11 protein-coding genes are annotated in these 17,402 nt (G+C 44.3%); 8 read left to right on the top strand and 3 right to left on the bottom strand.

Annotated features, from left to right (window positions below; translation table 11 throughout):
• Positions 1-104: 104 nt before the first annotated feature.
• The 4 genes from ACIQXQ_RS01375 to ACIQXQ_RS01360 all read left to right on the top strand — a co-directional run bounded on the left by ACIQXQ_RS01375 (position 105) and on the right by ACIQXQ_RS01360 (position 4,960).
• Positions 105-1,469: a murein hydrolase activator EnvC family protein gene (locus tag ACIQXQ_RS01375; RefSeq protein WP_402954589.1), complete on the top strand. Its 1,365-nt coding sequence runs from the start codon at positions 105-107 to the stop codon at positions 1,467-1,469.
• Positions 1,470-1,599: 130 nt separating this feature from the next.
• The gene (locus ACIQXQ_RS01370) at positions 1,600-3,024 is read left to right on the top strand and encodes a S41 family peptidase (RefSeq protein ID WP_402954586.1); all 1,425 of its coding nucleotides are present in this window, start codon (positions 1,600-1,602) and stop codon (positions 3,022-3,024) included.
• A gap of 199 nt (positions 3,025-3,223) precedes the next feature.
• Entirely contained in the window at positions 3,224-4,417 is a 1,194-nt protein-coding gene (locus ACIQXQ_RS01365; protein ID WP_402954583.1) for a PDZ domain-containing protein, read from the top strand.
• Positions 4,418-4,522: 105 nt separating this feature from the next.
• Positions 4,523-4,960 (top strand): hypothetical protein, encoded by a 438-nt coding sequence (locus ACIQXQ_RS01360; protein ID WP_402954580.1) that lies wholly within the window; start codon positions 4,523-4,525, stop codon positions 4,958-4,960.
• A gap of 69 nt (positions 4,961-5,029) precedes the next feature.
• Here ACIQXQ_RS01360 and ACIQXQ_RS01355 read toward each other — a convergent pair whose 3' ends face one another.
• From ACIQXQ_RS01355 to ACIQXQ_RS01345, 3 genes are all read right to left on the bottom strand, one after another.
• Positions 5,030-5,563, bottom strand: a complete 534-nt coding sequence (locus tag ACIQXQ_RS01355; protein ID WP_402954577.1) for a YceI family protein — start codon at positions 5,561-5,563, stop codon at positions 5,030-5,032.
• Positions 5,564-5,726: 163 nt separating this feature from the next.
• The gene (locus ACIQXQ_RS01350) at positions 5,727-7,919 is read right to left on the bottom strand and encodes an MMPL family transporter (RefSeq protein WP_402954574.1); all 2,193 of its coding nucleotides are present in this window, start codon (positions 7,917-7,919) and stop codon (positions 5,727-5,729) included.
• 176 nt (positions 7,920-8,095) lie between these two features.
• Entirely contained in the window at positions 8,096-9,826 is a 1,731-nt protein-coding gene (locus tag ACIQXQ_RS01345; RefSeq protein WP_402954571.1) for an N-acetylmuramoyl-L-alanine amidase family protein, read from the bottom strand.
• A 353-nt stretch (positions 9,827-10,179) separates the two neighbouring features.
• Between ACIQXQ_RS01345 and ACIQXQ_RS01340 the strand changes: the two genes are divergently transcribed.
• The 4 genes from ACIQXQ_RS01340 to uvrA all read left to right on the top strand — a co-directional run bounded on the left by ACIQXQ_RS01340 (position 10,180) and on the right by uvrA (position 17,227).
• Positions 10,180-11,757 (top strand): catalase, encoded by a 1,578-nt coding sequence (locus ACIQXQ_RS01340; protein ID WP_402954568.1) that lies wholly within the window; start codon positions 10,180-10,182, stop codon positions 11,755-11,757.
• A 148-nt stretch (positions 11,758-11,905) separates the two neighbouring features.
• A complete protein-coding gene (locus tag ACIQXQ_RS01335; protein WP_402870665.1) occupies positions 11,906-12,136 on the top strand; it encodes a DUF2198 family protein in 231 nt (76 codons plus the stop codon).
• Positions 12,137-12,355: 219 nt separating this feature from the next.
• Complete coding sequence (gene uvrB, locus ACIQXQ_RS01330) at positions 12,356-14,341, top strand: excinuclease ABC subunit UvrB (RefSeq protein ID WP_402954565.1); 1,986 nt, start codon at positions 12,356-12,358, stop codon at positions 14,339-14,341.
• A gap of 6 nt (positions 14,342-14,347) precedes the next feature.
• Positions 14,348-17,227 (top strand): excinuclease ABC subunit UvrA, encoded by a 2,880-nt coding sequence (gene uvrA / locus ACIQXQ_RS01325; protein WP_402954562.1) that lies wholly within the window; start codon positions 14,348-14,350, stop codon positions 17,225-17,227.
• Positions 17,228-17,402 lie beyond the last annotated feature (175 nt).

Below are 17,402 nucleotides of genomic sequence, written 5' to 3'. Positions count from 1 at the left end.
CTTTACAATTCTTTTACACTCGAAATACGAAGAAGAAATTCATTCAAAATAGAGAGACGTTGCATGGCACGAGTTGTAACGAGATTGAAAGGGGAAATGGAACATTGAAAAAGAATATTATCGCGGTGAACGCGACAATCATGATTGGCTTGGGGAGCATTTTGGCTGCTCCTTCAGCTTTTGCTGAATCCATTTCAGACTTAGAGCAAAAGAAGGCATCTATACAGGAAAAACGTTCGGGTGTTGAAGCGGACATTTCCACTACCTCAGAAAAAATCAATAACCTCCAGAATAAACAACTGACAGCTGAGGAGCAAATCGCTGCCATTGATGCGAAAATTGCAGAATCAGCAAAGAAAATTGATGCGAAAAATGCTGAAATCACTCAAACAAAAGAAGAAATTGAAGTATTGAAAGCAGAAATTATAGTGTTGCAAGAACGTATCGCTAAGCGTAACGACGTTCTGAAGGAACGTGCACTTTCCTTCCAGGAGTCCGGTGGAGATTTGAATTATGTGGAAGTATTGTTCGGATCATCTAGTTTTAGCGATTTAATTGACCGTGTAGGAGCTGTTGCAGCCATTGCAGAAGCCGATCGCGAGATTTTGAAACAACATGAGCTGGATAAAAAAGAGCTTGAAGAAAAACAAAAGGCCGTAGAGACGAAGCTTGCTAGTTTAGAAGTGGCTAAAGCTCAACTTTTACAAATCCAAAATCAACAAAAACAGCAGAAAGAACAAAAAGCTGCGTTAGTTAAGAAATTAAAGAAACAAACGAAAAAAGAAGAAGAAAATAAAATGGGCTTAGAGGAAGAAAAGGCGAACCTTGCTGCTCAAGAAACAGCTATCAAGTCAGCCATCGACTTAGAGAAGAATCGTCTAGCTGAATTAGAAGCAGCTCGTAAAAAAGCAGCAGCTGAAGCGAAAAAACGTGCAGAACAAGAAGCGGCAGCACAAGCAGCGCAAGCAGCTCAAGCGAAAAAACAAGCTCCTTCCCATTCTAACTCTAGTTCTAATAGCAGTTCATCCTCACAAGCTCCGGCTAGTGTAAGTTCTGCACCGGCTGTATCGTCAGGAACATTTACAAGACCAAGTGCAGGTTATGTATCTTCGACAATGGGCGAACGTTGGAATAAACAGCATGCCGGCATTGATATTGCTGCAAGCGGAACAGTGCCTGTTGTAGCAGCAGCAGACGGAGTCGTAAGTCGTTCGTATACGTCCTCTTCATACGGTAATGTAATCTTTGTTACCCATAATATTAGTGGACAAACGTGGACAACGGTTTATGCACATTTAAGTTCAAGACAAGCTAGTACAGGTGCAGTCGTTGCCAAAGGTCAACAAATTGGGATCATGGGGAATACCGGACATTCTTATGGACAGCATTTGCACTTTGAGCTTCACAAAGGTACGTGGAATTACAGCAAGTCCAATGCAGTCAATCCATTAAGCTACATACCTAACTAATACCCAATATATGAATCATAAAACAGACCAGGATCACATCCTGGTCTGTTTTTTTGCTCTGTTCAAAAGCATATTTACCTGAAACTACTCATATAGTGAAAAATATATCGGGGTAGAAAAGGGGATAAATATGGTCAAAAAATGGGTAATTCCTCTGGTAATCATGATGTCATTAGTTATTGGGGCAGCAGGGGGCATGTATTGGACAAGCACCCAGGATAAAGACGAGATGAAACAGGAAAGCCAAGAGGGCATAAAAGATCAGGAGTGGGCAAAAGTGGAACAAGCTTATGGGTTGATCGTGAGCCAGTATGTTGAACAGGTAGACGGCTCAAAGCTCATCGAAGGTGCCATTCAAGGCATGCTGACAACATTGAAGGATCCATACTCGGTATATATGGACAAGGAGACAGCAAAGCAGTTCAATGAGACCTTGGATTCCTCATTTGAGGGGATCGGTACGGAAATCGGGATGGAGGACGGTAAGGTCATCATTGTCTCTCCCTACAAGGACTCCCCGGCTGAAAAGGCAGGATTAAAGCCGAAGGACCAAATCCTAAAGGTGAATGGGGAAAGTGTCGAAGGGTTGGACCTCTATGAAACTCGGTTGAAGATCCGTGGGAAAAAGGGTTCTCCAGTCAAAATGGAAATAAAACGTGCCGGCGTATCCAATCCGATCGAATTCAATATGGTTCGTGCTGAAATTCCATTGGACACGGTTTTTTCTTCGACCAAGGAAGTAGCGGGTGAGGAAATCGGGTATGTGGAGTTGACCACATTCTCGGAAAATACCGCATCGGATTTTAAAAAGCAGTTGAAGGAACTTGAGAAGAAGGGAATCGAAGGGCTGGTGATCGATGTCCGGGGGAATCCGGGCGGTCTCCTTTCAAGTGTGGAAACGATTTTAGGCGAGTTTATTACGAAAGATAAACCATATTTGAAAATAGCTGAAAGAACGGGTGAGACGCAATCCTTTTTCACCGAGCTGAAGAAAAAGAAGGACTACCCCATTGCCATCCTGACGGATAAAGGCAGTGCCTCGGCCTCGGAGATCCTTGCCGGTGCCATGGAGGAGGCCGGGGGATACCCGCTGATTGGCGAGAAGACGTTCGGTAAAGGGACGGTTCAACAGGCAGTCCCAATGGGAGATGGCAGCAATATCAAGCTTACGCTGTACAAGTGGCTGACACCATCTGGTAACTGGATTCACAAAAAGGGAATCGAACCGACGATTGAAGTCAAGCAACCGGTGTACTTCAACGCCCATCAGTTAACCATCGAAAAGGTATTGAAGCGGGATATGACAGACGACCAAATTCAGTATGCGCAAACGATCCTAAAAGGGATCGGTTTTGAAACAGGGCGTGAGGATGGGTACTACGATTGGAATACAGAGATTGCGGTCAAGGCTTTTCAGAAGCAGTATGGGATGAAAGCGACTGGTAAGTTGGATGCTAAGACCGCAGCTAAGCTAGAAACCGTCATCTTGGAAAAAATTCAGGATGAAGATAATGATATTCAGCTACGGACGGCTTTGAATTATTTGGCGAAATAGAAGAAGGAGGCAACGCCCATAGGGGTGTTGCCTTTTTACTTGGCAGGAAAGGGGAGCGATTCACTTCATCTAGTAGAGCGGATACAGTTTTTTCTACATCTTAATAGGCAGAAAGCTGACATATTTGATAGAATAGGAAGTAACTGACTAGAACGATTGATACATACTTTTAATCACTTATAGGGATGGTGGAGAGAAATTGACAACGGATTGGCTTATTGATTGCTTAATAGGATTGGGGAAACTCTTCCTTCATCCATTGCTTTACGTTTCCATTGCTTATTGTTTATTCATCGGCTATCTTCGGGTTAAACGGGAGCGCCGTGATTTCAATACGAAGATTTATAGGAAAACCATGGAGCTTCGGGCTTTGCTTCTACAGGGAATCGTCACTGGGGTGATTCTGTCACTCCTCGCGCTGGTGTCTGGCCTTGTCATACCGATGGCGGCGGTGGTCATCATGGCGGCAGTCTCGGTCCTAGCCGTCTTGACCATGAAAAGGAGACTGGTATCACCTGTTTATACGTTGGGTGTCACGTTCTTTATCCTTTTCTTTCTAAATGGTAAGGATATGCCACTTCCTATTTTCACGGATGCATTTGACCAACTGAATCAATCGGTTTATCCGACACTTGTGATATTGATTGGACTTTTGTTGATTGCGGAAGGTTTTCTTATCGTTAAGAAAGGCAGTAAAAAGGCATCACCGCAGTTAGAGGTTTCAAAGCGCGGGCAGCCGATTGGTGTTTATGTTTCGCAACGTATTTGGCTGATTCCGATGTTCGTATTGATTCCTGGAGGAGAACTGCCCGTTCTTTTTGACTGGTATCCCGTATTCTCCATTGGTGAAGTGTTCGTTTCTCCAATCGTTCTGCCATTTTTGATTGGATTTAGGCAGAAGGTTCATGGATCGCTTCCGGAACAGGCTATTAAGGCCCAAGGTAAGCAGGTAGGGACACTTGGCATATTGATTACAGTCTTGGCGGTCGTGAGCTACTGGTATCCACTATTGGCAATCATAACAGCTGTTTTAGCGATCCTTGGACGGGAATTCATCCATTATGCGCAAAAGAATTTGGACGAAAAGCAACCGTTTTACTTTTCGAAAAGCAAGCTTGGCGTCCAGATTCTAGGCGTTATCCCTGAATCGCCAGCTGACAAGATGGGATTGGTCAAGGGTGAAATCATCTCAAAGATCAATGGCGTTGTCGTCAGGGAAGAGGAAGAGCTGTACCGGGCGCTGCAAAAGAACCGGGCCTATTGTAAGCTAGAGGTAATCGGCATCAATCAGCAAATGCGCTTTGTGCAACGGGCCTTATTTGAAGGGGAGCATTATGAATTGGGCATCCTTTTTGTGGATGATCAATTGAAAGAGAGTGGCCAAGCAGGATAGAAACGGCCGGATCTTTCTGAATAGTAACTGAAACCACTTAGATGATAAATCTAGGTGGTTTCTTATATGGGTAGACGAAATGAAAAGTGAAGGTGCGAATAGGATATGACGATGAAGATGAAGAGTATTTTGATAGTATTATCATGCTTGTTCTTATATGGATGTCAACTAGGTGGGAAAGACGGGAGAAAGGCAAGTTCTGCCCCCGTTGACCTTATAGGGGAGTGGCATGGGGAAGAAATGAGTTTAGATGGGAATCGTTATACAGGATTTTACGCGTTTGACATCGAGAAAAATGGGAGATTTTCTTTGTATGATGCTGAAGCGGGGAACCCGGGCATCCAAGGAGAGATTACACAATATGATGGGGAATCTCTGAAATTGAAGACAGGGGATGAAGCAGATTTTGATGTACCTGCAGAATGGGCAGGATTAAAGCATTCCGATACTCTGTTGTATGAAATAAAAGGGGAAAAATTATATATGAGTTACAAAGATAAACAGGATAAGCATACGCTGGTTTTTTCTAAATCCAGTTATTGAACGATTTTTCACAGGAAACCCCCAAAAGGCAGGTTGCTCTGCTCATTGGGGGTTTATTAATGAAACATTTTACGCTTCTCTTGCGGCTTCGATATCAATGGAAATGGTGATTTGATCCCCGATCAGTACCCCCCCCGTTTCCAGGGCAGCATTATAGGTTAAACCATAGTCGCTGCGTTTCACCTTGCCTTTACCACTGAATCCTGCTTTTTCCGTACCCCATGGATCTTTTCCTTGCCCTTCGAATGTCATAACGAATGTTTCTTCTTTTGTCACTCCATGAAGTGTGACATCACCGGTTACGGCATACTCATCGTCATCCGTTTTTTTGATGTCTGTAGCTTTAAATATCAGTTCCGGGTTCTTTTCAACGTCAAAGAAGTCAGCAGAACGCAGGTGGTTATCACGGTCTGTATTACGAGTGTCAATGCTGGACAAATCGACGGTGAAATCAATTTCCGCTGTTGTTAGGTCGGTTGGGTCTGCAGAAATGTTGGCGTCAAATTTATTGAAACTTCCTTTTACTTTTGCAATCATCATGTGTTTTACAGAAAACTCTATGGCGCTGTGTGTAGGGTCGACTATCCATTTTGTTTTAGCCATTTTGTATATTCCTCCACTTCATATATCTTTAATTTGAGATAATTTAACATATTGTAATTATATGAGCTGGGGGTTCCAGAGTCAAACGTTTTTTCCTTTATTTAGAAAATGCAAAAAAAACCTGTGCCGCATGTGTGCGGACACAGGTTTAAGAAAGAAACTCTTAGTTAGAACGTTCTTTTTCTTCGTGAATCGGGGCTTTACTTGGCCAGAAAGCATAGCGACCAAGCAGAGCGGTAATCGCCGGCACTAGGAATGGGCGAACGATGAATGTGTCCATCAGTACACCGAGTGCGGTTATGAGTCCGAATTGGACAAGCACTTGAATCGGCAACGTAGCGAGCACAGAGAATGTAGCTGCCAAGATGATACCGGCTGAAGTGATGACGCCACTTGTTTCGGTTACACCTTCTCTTATGGCTTGCTTGATTGGCATCGTCTTCTTCTTGCGCCATATGCTGGATACCATAAAGATGTTGTAATCTTCTCCTAGGGCGACAAGGAATACGAATGAATACAACGGAATCGTACCTTCAATTGCATCCACACCCATGAAGTGGTGAAGGATGATCCAGCCTAAGCCCATAGCGGCAAAGAAGGAAAGGATAACCGTTCCCATTAAATAAGCCATGGCTGTTACGGAACGAAGGTAGGCTAACAGTAGCAATGAAATCAAGACGATGATGATTGGGAAGACCAAGAATTCATCTGCCTTGACCGTTTCGCGTTTATCGTGTTGCTCGGCTGTCTGGCCGCCAATCCATACTTTTTCATCAACGGATGAGATCTTCGCATCTTTCAGTTCTTTTTCTACGGAACTGCGTATATCTGAAATGGCGTCGATCGCTTTCGTATCGTATGGGTTGATATTGAATTTGACTTCATAGGATTGTAAATCCTTATTGGTCTCACTCCTGACCGGTTCTGAGACACTTCCAATCAGGCTCATATCCTTCAGGGAATCTGTTAAATCGATATCCTTGCCATCCGTATCGATGACGACTGTAGCTGGTGCAAGTTCACCAGGTGAGTAGGCATCGGAAATGACGGTATACCCTTCACGCGAGTTGATGTCTTCTGGGAAAGAAGAGAGGATATCATAGGAATACTTTATTTGTGATGAATAGCCAGCTAAAAGGCCGAAAAGAATCAAACAAGTAAGGATGACGGTCCACGGCTTGGTTGTAACGATATTCCCAATCCATTTTCCAATGCGTCCGCCTTCTTTGTGTATCTTGACGGGTTTGCCCTTTTTCTTCGCGCGTGCTTCTTCCATTTCGGGTGTACGTGGAACGATCGGGAAGAAAGAGGCCCGGCCGAAAACGGAAAGTAGTGCAGGAACGAGAGTTAAGGCAGCAATCATCATGATTAATATGGATAAGCTGAATGGTACGGCGAAACGATGATAAGCACCATATTGAGCCACGAGCAATGTTAATAGGGAGACGACGATCGTCAGACCGCTCATCGCAATGGCGCCTGAAGAATCTTTAAAGGCAGCCATCATGGCTTCTCGTTTGCTTTCGTGTCTTCTCAATTCACTACGGTAGTGGGATATCAAGAATAAACAATAATCGGTTCCCGCCCCGAATAGCAATACGGTCATAATCGAAATGGCCTGCGCATCGACTGTAATCCAGCCGTGGTCTGCCATGAATCCTAGGATAGGACTTGTGACAAGGTAAGCGAAACCGACCCCGATTAATGGAATGATCGCTAAAAGTGGTGAGCGATAAATAAGTAATAAGACGACAAGAACGAGTATAACCGTTGCCAGAAGTAATTGAATATCGGCACCGGCAAATAATCCAGTCGCATCGACGGAGATCCCGACAGGACCCGTTACACGAAGGGACAGGTCTTCAGAGTTGATTTTAACCTTTGAAGGGTCCGTACCGACGCGTTCGGTTACTAATTTATTGATGCGTTCAATATTTTTTTCCAAAACGGCTGTCCCGGCACTTTCCTCAAAGAAGAGGGGCTGTACGAAAGTCGTACCATCTTCAGAAACAGAGCCCTTTAGTGCGGGCAGTGGAGCGTTGTGAAGAGGAGGTAAGAAGGATTGCTGTTTTAAGGGACTTTCTGTAAGCTCTTTGGAAAGGTTTTGAATTTCAGCTAAATCAGCATCAGTCAGTCCACCCTCCCGATGCCATGTAAGCAAGGCAGGTATCCCTGAGGAATTAGGGAATTCTTTTTTTATCAGTTCATCCGCTACGACAGAATCTGAGTCTGCAGGTAAATCAGTAGGAACATTTTCCGTTTTATCATTCACTGCCGGTAACGTGAAGGTTAACAGCACTGTCGCAATAATCCAGATGGCGATGACAACCCAACGGCTGATTGTTCCGGTCATCATTTTGCTTAATCTTCCTAATATGTTCAATGAAGGCACCTCACTTTTGAAATTTTTATCATAATCCACTCTTAATTATAAAGGGGAAACATTCCTATTTGCAAAACTGGGTATGCGGTTTCTTGAATTTCTAAAAAAAAGCTTTGGAAGGAAAATCCCTCCAAAGCTTTTTTGATTCATTAAAATAAATTGAAGTATTTCTTCAACCCATTAAAGATACCAGTGACGGCCGTGTCTTGATAGGCGCTCGTGGCAATGAGCTTTTCTTCTTCCAAATTGGAGATGAACCCTAATTCTAGTAATATCGCAGCTTGCTTGTTATCCCGGATGACTTGGAAGTTACCCGTTTTGGCACCGCGGTCCCTCAATTTTGTTTCTTTAATGATTTCCGCTTGTACGGTTTGTGCGAGCTCTTTTTCATTGACATTCGATGCTAGATAAAATGTTTCAATGCCGTTGGCTGAGCTGGGACCAGCATTATAGTGAATGCTGATAAAGACATCGGGTTTGTTGGCCTGGCTGATTTCCACTCGCTTACTTAAAGAGGGATACGTATCGCCTGTTCGTGTCATGACGACTTTTGCACCGGCCTCCTCCAATTTGGCTTTCAGCTTTTTAGCCGTGGAAAGAGTTAAATCCTTTTCCCGATTATTTTTCCCGGATGCCCCAGGGTCAGACCCGCCATGCCCCGGATCAAGGACGATCACCTTGCCTTTAAATCCATCACTCGGTTTGGTCTTCGATAGATACGTGAGGGAGGCCCATCCTACCAAACCGGATTGTGTTTCGACCTTGCCCCAATCTCCTTGTGTTTCCGTCACTATGACACTATCACTTCTATCGACGGCCCCTAGTATTTTATTCGTTGCCGAAGGTCCATTGCGAATGTTCAACGAGTCGGAAATGACATAGTATTTGGTTGGCTTGGTTTTGACCGGTTCTTCTTTTTTAGGTGCTTCTACTTTAGGTGGTGTGGTTGTTACTGGTTTTGTTTCTTTCGGCTTGGTTTTTGCTAGATAGGTAAGGGAAGCCCAACCTGTTTTCCCTGAAGCCGTTTTGATTCTTCCCCATTTGTCTTTCTCTTCATAAAGCGTGACAGCCTCCCCTTTTTTTAGAGTGGTGACTTTGTCAGCTTTTGAGTTACCCGATTTCCTTACATATAGCTCGGCAGCTGTTACATAGTAAGTCGTTTCCTTAACGGCTGAAGGAGATGCAGTAGGTTTTTTCTTAGATAGATAGGTTAAGGAAGCCCATCCGGTCACGCCGGATGCCGTCTTCACGTTTGCCCAGTTACCCGATTTTTTAATATAGGTAACGGCAGCGCCCTTATTGATCGTCGCCAGCTTCTTTGACGTGGTATTGGCAGACTTACGGACATACAATGAACTGGCTGTAACATAGTACTTGGTTGTGCTGACAGCTGCCGGTTTAGCGGTGGCTGTAGGCTTGGAACTAGATATGTATGTTTTAGAAACCCAACCGGTTTTCTTTTTGGAAGATACATAGATTTGTAGCCAATTGCCTTTGGTCGATTTAATTTCTACAACGGTTCCTTTAGGTAAGGTTGCGAGAGCCTTGCTGCTTGTATTATTTGATTTTCTTAATACTAACGAGGAAGCTGTCACATAACCTAACTCGTCCAAATACGTGGTGGACACCCAGCCCGTTAGTTTTCCATACTTGATTTTCGACCATCCGGATTTTTGTGAAGAGATGGTCACTTCTTTTCCTTTTTTAATTAGGCCCAGAGATTTTGCCGTTGTCTTAGGCTGTTCTCTTATATGGAGGGAACTAGCTGTAACTTTGGCCGTTTTGGAAGCGGCCTGAACTTGATCGGTGGCGTATGGATACGAGAAAATCGTCAAAAAAACCAAGGTTGCTGCAAATAAGGTGATTATTCTTCTTTTCATTAAAGCTCGCTCCTTTAAATTATGCTGAAATAATCGAATGGTTATGGTTCATCCAGAGGTTGGGTCAGAATAACCCTTGGTAAGTGAATATAAGTGCACATATACTGCGGAGATGCCTTCATTGGAGTAATCTCCATGATTTTTATCGGTATCATTGGCGATAGTGTGAAGGAGATTCATTAATAATAGTACAATATACTCACATCAATTAGTAGGTGTTTTTTGGAACTTTTTGTAGGTAATTAGAACGTAATTTACATTAATTGAAGAATTTTGAATTAATATGAGTGAAGTTTGAGGAATTGGGGATGTTAGTTGGAGTGATGGATGATATTTACAAAGGAGGAAATTTAGTGTCTGATCAACCAAAAGAGACGAATAATGAATCGGAAGAAACCTTGACCAACCGACAAGGGCACCCCATAACGAATAATCAAAGCATCCGGACTGTTGGAAACAGGGGACCAAGTACATTAGAGAACTACGACTTCCTGGAAAAAATGAGTCACTTCGATAGAGAGCGGATTCCGGAGCGGGTGGTACATGCACGAGGTGCAGGTGCACATGGATATTTTGTTCCGACAGGCAAGGCGGGAGACGAGCCGGTTTCTAAATATACGAGAGCAAAGGTCTTTCAAGAAGCGGGTAAAAAAACACCGGTCTTCGTCAGGTTTTCTTCGGTCATTCATGGGGGAACCTCCCCTGAAACATTACGTGACCCTCGTGGATTTGCCGTTAAGTTTTATACGGAAGATGGAAACTGGGATTTAGTAGGGAACAACCTCAAAATATTCTTTATCCGCGACGCCATGAAATTTCCCGATTTGATCCATGCCTTCAAACCCGACCCGGTTACGAACATTCAGGATGGCAGAAGGATTTTCGATTTCTGCTCAAGTTCTCCGGAAACCTTCCATATGATCACCTTCTTATTCTCGCCTTGGGGCATTCCGGCTAGCTACCGCATGATGCAGGGTTCCGGGGTCAATACGTATAAGTGGGTGAATCAAGAGGGAGAAGCAGTCCTGGTCAAGTACCATTGGGAACCAAAGCAAGGGATCAAAAACTTGACGCAGAAAGAAGCGAATGAGATTCAGTCGACGAATTTCAATCATGCTACACAGGATTTATATGAAGCAATCGAAAATGGGGATTACCCAGAATGGGATTTAAATGTACAGATCATGAGTGATGATGCCCATCCTGAACTGGATTTCGATCCATTGGACGATACGAAGATTTGGCCAAAAGACCAATTCCCATGGCTGCATGTCGGCACGATGGTTTTGAATAAGAACCCGGAAGATTATTTCACCGAAGTCGAGCAGGTTGCTTTTGGAACGGGAGTCCTTGTAGATGGATTGGATTTCTCGGATGATAAGATGCTCCAAGGCCGCACATTCTCGTATTCGGATACACAACGTCATCGCGTGGGGGCCAATTATCTGCAACTGCCGATCAATGCACCGAAAAAACGGACGGCGACCAATCAAACGGGCGGCCAAATGCAGTATGAAGTGGGTAGAGGAAACCAAAGTCCTCATATCAACTACGAACCATCGACTGTAGGAGGATTGAAAGAGGCTGAGCAGACGGGTAAAGAGTATACCCCTTTTGTGGAGGGCAAACTGGTCCGTGAAACGATAGATCGCCAAAGCAACACGAAACAAGCAGGTGAAACGTATCGTGAATTCGAGGATTGGGAAAGGGACGAATTGATCTCCAATCTAGTGGATGCACTCGCACCTGCTGATCCACGCATTCAAGAGAAGATGATTGCCCTTGCTGAAGAGGCCGATAAAGATTATGGCCGTCGTTTGAAAGATGGATTAGCGGCAGCTTCCCAACATACCGAGTCTTCCAAACCAATGGGTGGTACGGACAATCCAGAGGAAGCGGTCGAAAAAGGTCATGACGCCGATCCATATTAATAGGATGCAAAAAGTGAACTCCCTTCCTTGAAGGGGGTTTCCCTTTTGTATACCGCTTGTTCGTTTTGCAGGAAATAGATTGGCAAAAAACCAAGGAATCATTTAAACTGTAACTACTCTATTTTTCTCTTACAAAGGAGATGAAAAAATGATTAAATTTCTTTCAGCCCTTCTATTACCCGGTCTTCTAGTCATGCTATTTTCAAGGGTCACCTATAACTATATTGTAGGTCTTATACTAACGGTTGCATTGATCGCCGCTTCCGCATATAAAGGTTATACACATACGAACTTATTAATAATCATTGATGCACTATCACTGACGGTGGGTTTCTGGTTATCAAAAAGAATGATGAAACGAACAGCCAAGAGCGCCTAATTTATAGAGGTGCTTTTTTTGTCTCGATTTCTATGAAAAGGACTCTTTGACCTGCTAGGTTATAAAACGCGAAACAGAATGTTTGTTCGCTTTTCGGTGGTTTGTTTTGAGGATATTGTGGTAGAATGTGTATATATAGTTCTTTAAACGGAATAAATAGAAGGAATAAATCATATCCCTTTTTTCATATAAAACTAATTCAGTAGGAGGCCATGCTTGGTGAAGGAAACGTTTGAGTTAGTCTCAAAATATTCTCCACAGGGAGATCAGCCAGCGGCGATAGAAAAGCTTGTTGCTGGCATAAAAGAAGGAAAGAGTATGCAGACGCTGCTTGGTGCGACAGGGACAGGGAAAACATTCACTGTCTCCAATGTCATCCAACAAATCAATAAGCCTACCCTTGTCATTGCCCATAACAAAACGTTGGCAGGGCAGCTTTACAGTGAGTTCAAAGAGTTTTTCCCCAATAATGCGGTTGAGTACTTTGTCAGCTATTACGATTACTATCAGCCAGAAGCCTATGTGCCTTCCACTGATACTTTCATAGAGAAAGATGCCAGTATCAATGATGAAATCGATAAACTCCGCCACTCGGCGACATCCTCTTTGTTCGAACGGGAAGATGTCATCATCATTGCCAGTGTATCCTGTATTTATGGGTTAGGTTCCCCGGAAGAATACAGGGAGATGGTGGTATCGCTGCGTACTGGTATGGAGATAGACAGAAATGCACTGCTGCATAAACTTGTAGATATTCAATATGAGAGAAATGATATTGCCTTTCAACGTGGAACGTTCAGGGTCCGCGGAGACGTAGTTGAAATCTTCCCGGCCTCAAAAGATGAACACTGCGTTCGGGTCGAGTTTTTCGGGGACGAGATTGACCGGATTCGGGAAGTCGATGCCCTGACTGGCGAGATCACTGGTGAACGGGAACATATCGCCATCTTTCCGGCATCCCATTTCGTCACACGTGAAGAGAAACTGAATGTGGCGATTCAAAATATTGAAACGGAACTTGAAGAACGATTGGTAGAACTCCGTGAAGATGAAAAGCTTCTTGAAGCACAGCGATTGGAGCAACGGACCCGTTACGATTTGGAAATGATGAGGGAGATGGGTTTCTGTTCGGGTATCGAGAACTATTCCCGTCATTTAACACTACGCCCCGCAGGAGCCACACCTTACACCTTGATTGACTATTTTCCGGAAGACTTCCTATTGATTGTCGACGAGTCACATGTGACCCTTTCACAGATCCGCGGCATGTTCAATGGCGATCAGGCTCGTAAGCAGGTATTGGTGGACCATGGATTCCGCCTGCCCTCTGCGAAAGATAACCGACCACTCAGATTCGAGGAGTTTGAAAAGAAAGTCCATCAATCCATATTCGTTTCGGCAACTCCAGGACCATATGAATTGGAACATACACCGGAAATGGTCGAGCAAATTATCCGACCTACTGGATTGCTTGATCCCACCATTGAAGTGCGACCGATTGAAGGGCAGATTGATGACCTGATAGGTGAAATCCAGGAACGGGCTAAACGGGATGAACGGGTTTTAATTACGACATTGACGAAAAAGATGTCCGAGGATTTAACGGATTACCTGAAGGATATAGGAATCAAGGTTCAGTACCTTCATTCTGAGATAAAAACGTTGGAAAGAATTGAAATCATCCGGGAATTGAGGATGGGGAAATATGATGTCCTTGTCGGGATCAATCTTTTGCGGGAAGGTCTGGATATCCCCGAAGTGTCCTTGGTGACCATTCTCGATGCTGATAAAGAAGGATTCCTCCGCTCGGAACGTTCACTCATCCAAACGATGGGCCGTGCCGCCAGGAATGCAAACGGGCACGTCATCATGTATGCTGACCGGATAACGAATTCGATGGAACTGGCCATCAGTGAAACGACGCGCCGACGGGAAATCCAGGAAAAATTCAACAAAAAGCATGGAATCACACCACAGACCATCCAAAAGGATATCAGGGATTCCATCCGGGCTACGCAAGTTGCTGAAGATGGGGAAGCGTATCAGGAAGATCCGGCTATCAAACTGTCTAAGCTTCCGAAGAAAGAGCGCGAAAAAGTGGTGGCAAGCATGGAAAAAGAAATGAAAGAAGCGGCAAAGGCACTGGATTTCGAACGGGCTGCCGAACTGCGTGATTTAATATTAGAGTTAAAAGCGGAAGGGTGACGAAACATGGCAATGGATAAAATTGTGATTAAGGGTGCAAGGACCAACAACCTCAAGAATATCGACGTCACGATACCGAGGGATAAGCTTGTGGTGCTAACGGGATTATCCGGTTCCGGGAAGTCGTCCTTGGCTTTTGATACGATATATGCGGAAGGACAAAGACGTTATGTCGAATCACTCTCGGCTTATGCCCGCCAATTCTTAGGGCAGGTGGATAAACCAGACGTGGATATGATTGAAGGGTTATCTCCGGCGATATCGATCGATCAGAAAACGACGAGCAAGAACCCTCGTTCCACTGTGGGAACCGTAACGGAAATTTATGATTATTTAAGATTGCTATATGCGAGGGTCGGCCGGCCGACTTGTCCGATCCATCATATCGAAATCAGTTCCCAGACGATTGAACAAATGGTTGACCGTATACTTGACTATCCGGAACGGACAAAGCTTCAAGTATTGGCACCACTCGTTTCAGGAAGAAAAGGAACGCATGTGAAAGTGCTGGAAGAAGTGAAGAAACAAGGGTATGTCCGTGTACGGATTGATGGGGAGATGTATGACCTCAGTGATGATATCACCCTTGAAAAGAATAAAAAGCATTCAATAGAAGTCATCATTGACCGGATCGTCATCAAAGAAGGAATCAGGGCAAGACTTGCAGATTCCTTGGAAAGCGCTTTGAAGCTTGGGGATGGCAAGGTCATTATAGATGTGATGGGCGAAGAAGAATTACTCTTCAGTGAGGATCATGCTTGCCCAATCTGTGGTTTTTCTGTTGGGGAGTTAGAGCCGAGGATGTTTTCTTTCAATAGTCCATTCGGGGCCTGTCCGGATTGTGATGGTTTGGGTGCAAGGCTTGAAGTGGACCGTGATCTGGTCATCCCGAATAAAGAGTTAAGTCTTCGCCAGCATGCCATAGCGCCATGGGAGCCGACGAGTTCTCAATATTACCCGCAGCTCCTTGAAGCTGTAGCGACTCATTATGACATCGATATGGATATCCCGGTCAAAGACCTTCCGGAAGAGAAACTGGAGAAAATCTTACTGGGATCAGGTAAGGATAAGATCTATTTCCGCTATAAAAATGATTTTGGAAGAGTGCAGGAAGGCCATATTCCGTTTGAAGGGGTTTTACGAAATATCGAACGGCGTTTTAAGGATACGAACTCCGATTATATACGGGAGCAAATGCAGAAATACATGTCGGAGAATCCGTGTCCCACATGTAAGGGGCATCGATTGAAAAAAGAAAGCCTCGCTGTCCTCATTCAAGGTGTCCATATAAGTGAAACAACGGCTTTATCGGTTGCAGACTCCTTGCAGTTTTTCGATAACCTGGAGTTGACCGAAAAAGAAGCCGCGATTGCGAAGTTGATCTTACGGGAAATCCGCGAACGCCTTGGTTTCCTTGATAACGTCGGGTTGGATTATTTGACGTTAAGCCGGGCAGCAGGAACATTATCGGGTGGGGAAGCTCAGCGTATCCGGTTGGCTACCCAGATAGGTTCACGTCTGACGGGGGTGCTGTATATTTTAGATGAACCTTCCATCGGTCTGCATCAGCGTGATAATGACCGATTGATTGACACGCTAAAAAACATGCGTGAAATCGGCAATACGCTCATCGTGGTCGAGCATGATGAAGATACGATGCTTGCGGCAGATTATCTGATTGATGTGGGACCGGGAGCAGGTGAACATGGTGGAGAAATCGTAGCTGCCGGCACCCCGGAAGAAGTCATGAATAATCCCCAATCATTAACGGGCCAATACCTTTCCGGAAAGAAGTTCATCCCTCTTCCGTTAGAACGCCGAAAAAACGACGGACGGTTCATTGAAATCAAAGGGGCTAAGCAAAATAACCTAAAAAACGTCAATGTTAAATTCCCGCTTGGAGTTTTTACATCGGTCACTGGGGTTTCCGGTTCTGGTAAAAGTACGTTAGTGAATGAAATCCTTCATAAGTCTCTAGCGCAAAAACTGAACCGTGCCAAGGCTAGACCTGGGGAGTACCGTGAAATTAAAGGGATTGAACATTTAGATAAAGTAATTGATATTGATCAATCACCAATTGGCAGGACACCTCGTTCTAACCCAGCCACCTATACAGGCGTGTTCGATGATATTCGTGACGTTTTTGCATCAACGAATGAAGCGAAGATTCGTGGGTATAAAAAAGGACGTTTCAGCTTTAATGTGAAGGGCGGCCGTTGTGAAGCCTGCCGTGGTGACGGAATTATTAGGATCGAAATGCATTTCCTTCCTGATGTCTATGTTCCATGTGAAGTCTGCCATGGAAAAAGGTATAACCGTGAAACACTGGAAGTGAAATATAAAGGGAAAAACATTTCTGATATCCTTGATATGACCGTCGAGGAGGCTGTCAACTTCTTCGAAAATATCCCGAAAATCAAACGGAAAATACAAACGCTATTTGATGTGGGTCTAGGGTATATCAAGCTTGGGCAACCGGCAACCACACTTTCAGGCGGTGAAGCCCAGCGGGTGAAGCTCGCTTCCGAATTGCATCGCCGCTCAACTGGCCGTTCATTTTATATCTTGGATGAACCGACTACCGGTCTGCACGTCCATGATATCGCCAGGTTGCTTGAAGTCTTACAGCGACTTGTGGACAATGGGGATACCGTTCTCGTTATCGAGCATAATCTTGATGTCATCAAGGCATCGGACCATATCATTGATTTGGGTCCTGAAGGCGGAGATAAAGGCGGGACCATCGTAACCTACGGAACACCAGAGGATATTTGTGAAGTGCCTGAATCTTATACAGGGAAATACTTAAAGCCTGTGTTGACCCGTGATAAAATCCGGATGGAAAAATGGATCGAAGAAAAAGAACAAGAGCATGAACATGTTTAAGAGCAAGCCAATTCGGCTTGCTTTTTGTAGAAATATGGCAGGTTCCTTTTAATTAATCAGTTGATTAAAATCAATTGAACTCCATTATTTCCGGGGAAATGTGTTCTTTCCCCTTTCAGAAATTGTCGCCACTCTTTGTCGATAAATGGAATTGGGATAATTATGAAACTTTTCA

Origin of the sequence: Peribacillus sp. NPDC097198, from assembly GCF_044762055.1 — a bacterium.
Lineage (GTDB): Bacteria > Bacillota > Bacilli > Bacillales > DSM-1321 > Peribacillus.
The sequence above is the reverse complement of the archived record's forward strand: the minus strand, read 5'-3'. Positions and strand labels throughout refer to the sequence as shown.